Consider the following 6,938-nt stretch of genomic DNA (forward strand, 5'->3'; position numbering starts at 1 on the left):
AATACCTCTACTTTTTCAGAAGCAATTCTGTCTAAGCAAGTAATCTCTGTGAACCAAGAATCCCCGTCTCTTTAGAGCGGGGAGTGTCAAGAATCTAGACTTTTGTATCAGCTTTTGACGGACAATTTGGTAAAGTTATTAAGACATTCATGGCCTTGCGGTGACGGTGTGTTTCCAAAGGTTCTCCATCGTCAAAAATCAGGTCTTCTGGGGGAATGGGGGGTTCTTCCCAATCGATAACTGGAGGAGTGAGGGGTTGAGTCATCGGGGTTACGTCCGGGATAGAGATGGTTTTATTTTATTTGCAAGACGAGGCGATATTTAGGTTGTCCAGTTCTCAATTTTTCCATGGCTTCATTCACCTGCGAGATAGGATAGGTTTCTGTAACGGGTTCAATGCCATGGCGAGAGGCAAATTCGATCATTTTATTGATGGTACTGGGACTACCCAAAGGACTGCCAGAAATCGATTTTTGACCCATAATCAAGGGAAAAGCGTAGGTAGCCATGGGTTCAAGAACAGCCCCAACAATATGCAGACGACCTTTGGGACGTAAACAGGCGATATAAAGACCCCAATCGAGATTAACGTTAACGGTAGAGATGATGAAATCAAAGTAATTTTGTACCGATTGCAAAGCTTCGGGGTCTCTGGAATTGATAAAATGAGTCGCGCCTAATTCTTTGGCCTCCGCTTCCTTATCGGGACTACTGGAAAAAGCGGTTACTTCACAGCCCCAAGCTTTGAGGAATTTTAAGGCTATATGTCCCAATCCACCAATACCAATGACACCAACTCGGGCCGTGGGTTTAATATCAAATTGCACAATCGGATTAAAGACGGTAATACCACCACAAAAAAGCGGGCCAGCTTTGGCAGCATCCAACTGGTTCCCCAAGGGAACTAACCAACTATGATGGGCCCGGACTTTTTCAGCAAAACCACCATGGCGACCGACGATAGTTCCTTCGGCAGTAGCACAAAGGTTTTGATCCCCTGACATACAAGTTTCACAGGTCGAACAGGAACGGGAAAACCAACCAAGACCGACTCTTTGCCCTATCTTTAATTCTTTGACTTTAGCACCAAGAGCGGCGATCGTGCCGACCACTTCATGACCGGGGACAAAGGGATAGGTGGTCAGTCCCCAATCGTTATCGAGCATACTTAGGTCACTGTGGCAGATGCCGCAATATTCCACCTCGATTTCCACATCTTCATCCCCTAATATACCCGGATCGTAGTCAAAAGGCTCTATTTTTCCCCCTTTCTCTCGGGCAGCATAGGCTCTAATCATGATTAAGTCCTCTAGGATCGGTTTATTGGTTATCTTAACCCAAATTTATCGAAAATTCGGGTTAAGAAGATTGGGCGATAATTCCACTGCTAGGGACATCAACATCAAGGAAGTCCGCTCGGGATGATTAAAAAAATCTTAAAAACCAGAATTTTAAGAATAGCCAGAGGCGATCGCTAACTGGCAGCATCAGCAAAATTACTGGTTGTGGGTTACTCTTGTATATAGACTGGTCGCTGGCAGCTTGCGGACTTTACCGACAAGTTTTGTTAGGATCGGATAAAAATTGTCCTGTTTCATCCTCGGCAAGATTAGACGAGGTAAAAAGCCCGTTTCTAATTTGCGGATAATTTTTGTCAGCGATTGTATCCTATTAACTATAGTTATTATCAGAGCGTCATGGGAAAAGTCATCGGCATCGACTTAGGGACAACCAACAGTTGTGTTGCGGTACTCGAAGGAGGTCAGCCGATTATAGTTGCCAACTCGGAAGGGGGAAGGACAACTCCTAGTATCGTGGGATTCGGCAAGGGCCAGCGCCTAGTGGGACAACTGGCCAAACGTCAAGCGGTCACTAATGCCGAAAATACCGTCTATAGCATCAAACGCTTTATCGGTAGGCGTTGGCCAGACACCGAGGTAGAAAGGGGACGAGTTGCCTATCATTGCCAACGCGGTCGCGATGATACCGTCAATATCAAAATTCGCGATCGGGAATTTACCCCCCAAGAAATCTCGTCCATGATCCTGCAAAAATTAAAGGCCGATGCTGAGGCCTATCTGGGAGAACCGATTAACGAGGCCGTGATTACAGTTCCCGCCTATTTTACCGATGCCCAACGTCAGGCCACTAAAGACGCGGGGATAATCGCAGGACTAGAAGTATTAAGAATTATTAACGAACCCACCGCCGCTGCCCTGGCCTACGGTTTAGATAAACAAAACGAAGATCAACATATCCTCGTTTTTGACCTAGGGGGAGGAACCTTCGACGTTTCCATCCTGCAACTAGGGAAGGGAGTCTTTGAAGTGAAAGCCACCGCCGGCAATAACCATCTTGGGGGGGACGATTTTGATAACCTCTTAGTGCGGTGGCTGGTGGAGAACTTTCAAAGCCAAGAAAACATCGATCTAGCCAGCGATCGCATGGCGATCCAAAGACTGCGAGAAGCCGCCGAAAAAGCCAAAATCGAGCTTTCTAGCCTGATTACCACCTCGATCAATCTCCCCTTTATCGCCGCCGACGAAACCGGTCCTAAACACCTAGAATTGGAAATAACTCGCGCTAAATTCGAGGAATTAACCAGAGAATTAGTGGAAAAAACCCTCGAACCCGTACAACAGTCCCTCAAAGATAGCGAACTGCAGCCTAGCAATATCAACCGTGTCATTCTCGTCGGTGGTTCCACCAGAATGCCCGCCGTACAGCAATTAATCTCCCGTTTCTTTTCTGCGGGCCAGATCGATCGCTCTGTTAACCCCGATGAGGCCGTTGCTTTGGGGGCGGCGATTCAAGCTGGAGTTTTAGGTGGAGAAGTGGCAGATGTCCTCCTTCTTGATGTCACCCCCCTTTCCCTCGGCATTGAAACCCTCGGCGAAGTCTTTACCAAAATTATCGATCGCAATACCACTATCCCCACCAGTAGATCTCAGGTTTTTTCCACCGCTGCCGATGGTCAAACTTCGGTGGAAATTCATGTTCTGCAAGGGGAAAGGGCCATGGCCCGGGATAATAAAACCCTCGGTAAATTTCTCCTGACGGGAATTCCTCCCGCCCCTAGGGGTATGCCACAAATCGAAGTGGCCTTCGAGATCGATGTTAACGGCATCTTGAAAGTGGCCGCCAGCGACCAAGGCACCGGCAAGGAACAAAGTATTGTCATTAGCCATACTGGAGGGCTGAAACCGAACGAAATTGAAAAAATGCGCCTAGAAGCCGAAAAATACGCCGAATTTGATCGCAGTCGTCTGCAAATGATCGATATTCGCCACCAATCCGATAGTCTTTTCTATAGCTACGAAGTCACCCTCAGGGAAAACAGTGAGTTAGTCGCCCCCGATATCCGGCAACTGGCCGACCAGAAGCGGCAACAGTTGGAAATCGCCCTGCGCAACCCTTCCATATCCTCAGAAAAGCTAAAAACCACCCTGGAAGAATTTCGTCAGATTGTCCTCGAAATCGGTACCCGCATCTACACGGGTAAACAAGAGGAAACCCAACCCCTCAACGGTACTGGGTTTCAATCGATCGATGTCACCGAAAAACTGACCCGACCCACCCGCACCCAAGCCACTTCCTCCAATACCTTCGCCAAGGGGCTAACCCTCTCCCACACTAGAACCAGAACCTATAGTGATCTGGAAACTAAATCCGGGGAATCGGGCAGTGATGATCAGCCCTACGATGGCGAAGAAATGAGTGCCAGTGACTACGAGGCCGTAGATTAAAAAGTGATCAGTGATCAGTAATCAGTAATCAGATGTGAGTTTTCAGCTTTTTTCTCCCCTTCTCTCTGCTCCCTTCCCCACTACCCCACTTCCCAACCCCTAACCCCCAGCAAAAATAGTAGGGATAACCCAACTAAACTATTATGTATAGTTTGTTAAAGTAACAACTAGACTTAAACTTTATTTATAAATTGCCAGCAGAACCATAGTCCCCTATGCCCACTGATTACTACGAAATTCTAGGTGTCTCGCGAGATGCCGGCAAAGAAGACATCAAACGCGCCTATCGTCGTCTCGCCCGAAAATACCATCCCGATGTTAACAAAGAACCAGGAGCCGAGGAACACTTCAAAGAAATTAACCGCGCCTACGAAATTCTCTCGGAACCAGAAACCCGCAATCGTTATGACCGCTTTGGTGAAGCTGGGGTTTCTGGGGGCGCTGCTGGTTTTGATCCCGACAATATGGGCGGTTTCGCCGAGATCTTTGAGACAATCTTTAGTGGTTTCGGGGGCATGGGCGGCCAAGCAACCGCCCGCCGACGCACAGGCCCTACCCGGGGCGAGGATCTACGTCTCGATTTTAGACTAAAATTCCGCGAGGCTGTCTTTGGCGGCGAAAAGGAAATCCGCATCCGTCATCTGGAAACCTGTCAAACCTGTAAAGGCAGTGGGGCCAGACCGGGGACCAGTTCCCGTACTTGTACTACTTGCAATGGTGCTGGCCAGGTACGTCGCGCCACCCGTACTCCCTTCGGTACTTTTGCTCAGGTTTCGGTCTGTCCCACCTGTGACGGTGCTGGCGAAGTGATCGAGGAAAAATGCGACGTTTGCGGCGGTTCCGGACGCAGACAGGAAACCAAAAAACTGAAAATTACCATCCCCGCAGGGGTTGACAACGGCATGAAATTGCGCGTTGCCCGGGAAGGTGACGCAGGACTTAAAGGCGGGCTGCCGGGAGATTTATTCGTTTATCTAACCGTGGAAAACGATGGGGAATTTCAACGGGAAGGTAATGATATTAAATCGGATATCACGATTAGCTATATCCAAGCGATTTTAGGATGTACCATCAAAGTTAATACTGTAGATGGCCAAGAAGACCTGACTATCCCCGCCGGTACTCAACCGAACACCGTACTGATTTTAGAAAATAAAGGGGTTCCCAAATTAGGCAATCCCGTCAGCCGCGGTGATCATCGCATTACCGTTAAAATCTCGATTCCTACCCGTGTCACCGGAGAAGAACGGGAATTGCTGGAAAAATTAGCAAAAGTTCGCGGGGAAACCGTGGGGAAAGGCGGCATCGAGGGATTTTTAGGTAATATCTTCCATAAATAATTATGACTTTAGACCTGCGCGGCACTCCCTGCCCAATTAATTTTGTCCGGACAAAATTGCAATTAGAGAAAATGACCGCCGGGGAACGGTTGGAAGTCTGGTTAGATGCTGGGGAACCAATCGAACAGGTTCCCACTAGCCTGACAGTGGAGGGTTATCAGATAGAATCGATCGAAGACCGAGATAGCTTTTTTGTTCTCAAAGTCTATCGCCCCGATTCCTAAATGGTAGATGCACAATTAACCGATTTATACGGTACAGTGGTGGCCGTACAGGCGAATTTCTATCAGGTACGCTTGGATTCTCCCGTTATGGGCGAGAATCTCCTCTGTACCCGTCGCGCTCGCTTGCAAAAAATCGGTCAATCGGTGATGGTTGGTGATTGGGTGCGTGTGGAGGAAGCCAATTTTGATGATCGGCAGGGTGCGATCGCAGAAGTCCTCCCCCGCAGTACCGAGATTGATCGGCCGGCCGTTGCTAATATCGAGCAGATTTTGCTAGTTTTTGCCCTTGCTGAACCCGTCCTCGATCCTTGGCTGATCAGTCGTTTTTTGGTGAAAGCCGAGTCCACAGGCTTAGAAATTGCGGTCTGTGTCAATAAAATTGATCTGGGGGAACTGGAACAAATAGAGGTCTGGGGCGATCGCCTAGCTAGTTGGGGATACCGGCCTTTTTTTGTCAGTGTGGAGAAAAATCGGGGATTTGAGGCTTTATTGGCACAATTAAACCATAAAATCACTCTCTTGGCCGGTCCTTCGGGAGTGGGAAAATCGAGTTTAATTAATTGTCTAATTCCTGAGATTAATCAACGGGTGGGGGATGTGTCGGGAAAGCTGCAAAAAGGTCGTCACACTACCCGTCATGTGCAGTTATTTGCTTTACCAAATCGGGGTTTATTGGCCGATAGTCCGGGATTTAACCAACCGGATATTAACTGTTTACCGGAACAATTAACTTTTTATTTTCCGGAAGTGAGACAGCTTTTAGCTTTAGGAAATTGTCAATTTAATGATTGTACTCACCGTCGGGAACCTAACTGTGTGGTGAGGGGAGATTGGGAACGTTACCAACATTATTTAGAGTTTTTAGAAGAAGCGATCGCACGAGAACAGTCATTACAGAAAACTAGCACAAAAGAGTCAAGTTTAAAGTTAAAAATTAAAGAAGCAGGTCAAGAAACCTACGAACCCAAATTAGCCAATAAAAAATATCGTCGTCCTTCCCGTCGCGGCAAAAATCAAGATCAGGAACGCTACGAAAATAAAACTCTCCAAGATATTTATAATGACGATTCTGAATAGAATCGGTTGGGTTTCGTTTATCCTAATGGTTACTTTATAAATACTGTCTAAAGATGAAAATTTAACAGCAATGATTGTATCTATGTGTTTTATCTGAACTATTTTTCATTTTTGGGTTTCTACTTTGTGATTAATTCAACTTATCGACGAACTAAATTTTTAATGGTTCTATATTGAGCTATTTTCCATCTTCCCTCGTCATTTTCAAGATTATAGCGAACTATAAGATAGTAAAAGCACTATTTTTTTGATCAATTTTACCCTGACTGTTATAGAGGGTTCTTTCTTCAGTAACCACCACATCAACTGTAGCTTGATCGCCAGAGGCTGTAAAATTATTAACTGAATCTATTCTCTGAACTCCATGGATATAATAAGCACTATTATTAGCTAACCATTCGGAAGAACTTTCTTGACCATCAGAGCTTTTTATTTTGTCATTATAAGCTTTACCTGTAAGTAGGGTCTGCTGAATAAATCTAAAAACCTTGTTGGGTAAGACTTTTAGACTTTTGGGAAATCAAAAAGTACTGGACATGGGAGTGATCGGG

At 46.4% G+C, this 6,938-nt stretch carries 6 protein-coding genes and 1 pseudogene; 4 read left to right on the forward strand and 3 right to left on the reverse strand.

Going from position 1 to position 6,938, the window contains the following annotated elements; genetic code table 11:
• Window positions 1-136 precede the first annotated feature (136 nt).
• Window positions 137-265 (reverse strand): annotated as a pseudogene (locus BGL89_RS04645) (Uma2 family endonuclease); the annotation flags it as partial.
• A 28-nt stretch (window positions 266-293) separates the two neighbouring features.
• Complete coding sequence (ahr, locus tag BGL89_RS04650; protein WP_286824671.1) at window positions 294-1,298, reverse strand: NADPH-dependent aldehyde reductase Ahr; 1,005 nt, start codon at window positions 1,296-1,298, stop codon at window positions 294-296.
• A 399-nt stretch (window positions 1,299-1,697) separates the two neighbouring features.
• Here ahr and dnaK point away from each other — a divergent pair, with 399 nt between their 5' ends.
• The 4 genes from dnaK (at window position 1,698) to rsgA (ending at window position 6,387) form a co-directional block, all read left to right on the forward strand.
• On the forward strand, window positions 1,698-3,746 hold the full coding sequence (gene dnaK, locus BGL89_RS04655; protein ID WP_286824680.1) for a molecular chaperone DnaK: 2,049 nt from the start codon (window positions 1,698-1,700) through the stop codon (window positions 3,744-3,746).
• A 215-nt stretch (window positions 3,747-3,961) separates the two neighbouring features.
• Window positions 3,962-5,086: a molecular chaperone DnaJ gene (gene dnaJ, locus BGL89_RS04660; RefSeq protein WP_286824672.1), complete on the forward strand. Its 1,125-nt coding sequence runs from the start codon at window positions 3,962-3,964 to the stop codon at window positions 5,084-5,086.
• Window positions 5,087-5,088: 2 nt separating this feature from the next.
• Window positions 5,089-5,310: a sulfurtransferase TusA family protein gene (locus BGL89_RS04665; protein ID WP_002738399.1), complete on the forward strand. Its 222-nt coding sequence runs from the start codon at window positions 5,089-5,091 to the stop codon at window positions 5,308-5,310.
• Complete coding sequence (gene rsgA / locus BGL89_RS04670; RefSeq protein ID WP_286824673.1) at window positions 5,311-6,387, forward strand: small ribosomal subunit biogenesis GTPase RsgA; 1,077 nt, start codon at window positions 5,311-5,313, stop codon at window positions 6,385-6,387. It abuts the gene before it with no gap.
• A gap of 220 nt (window positions 6,388-6,607) precedes the next feature.
• Here the strand turns inward: rsgA and BGL89_RS04675 are convergent, their stop codons facing one another.
• Window positions 6,608-6,862 carry an IMS domain-containing protein gene (locus tag BGL89_RS04675; protein ID WP_353743910.1) on the reverse strand — a complete coding sequence of 85 codons (255 nt, stop codon included), beginning with the start codon at window positions 6,860-6,862 and terminating at the stop codon, window positions 6,608-6,610.
• Window positions 6,863-6,938 lie beyond the last annotated feature (76 nt).

Source organism: Microcystis sp. LSC13-02 (assembly GCA_002282935.1).
Classification (GTDB): domain Bacteria; phylum Cyanobacteriota; class Cyanobacteriia; order Cyanobacteriales; family Microcystaceae; genus Microcystis.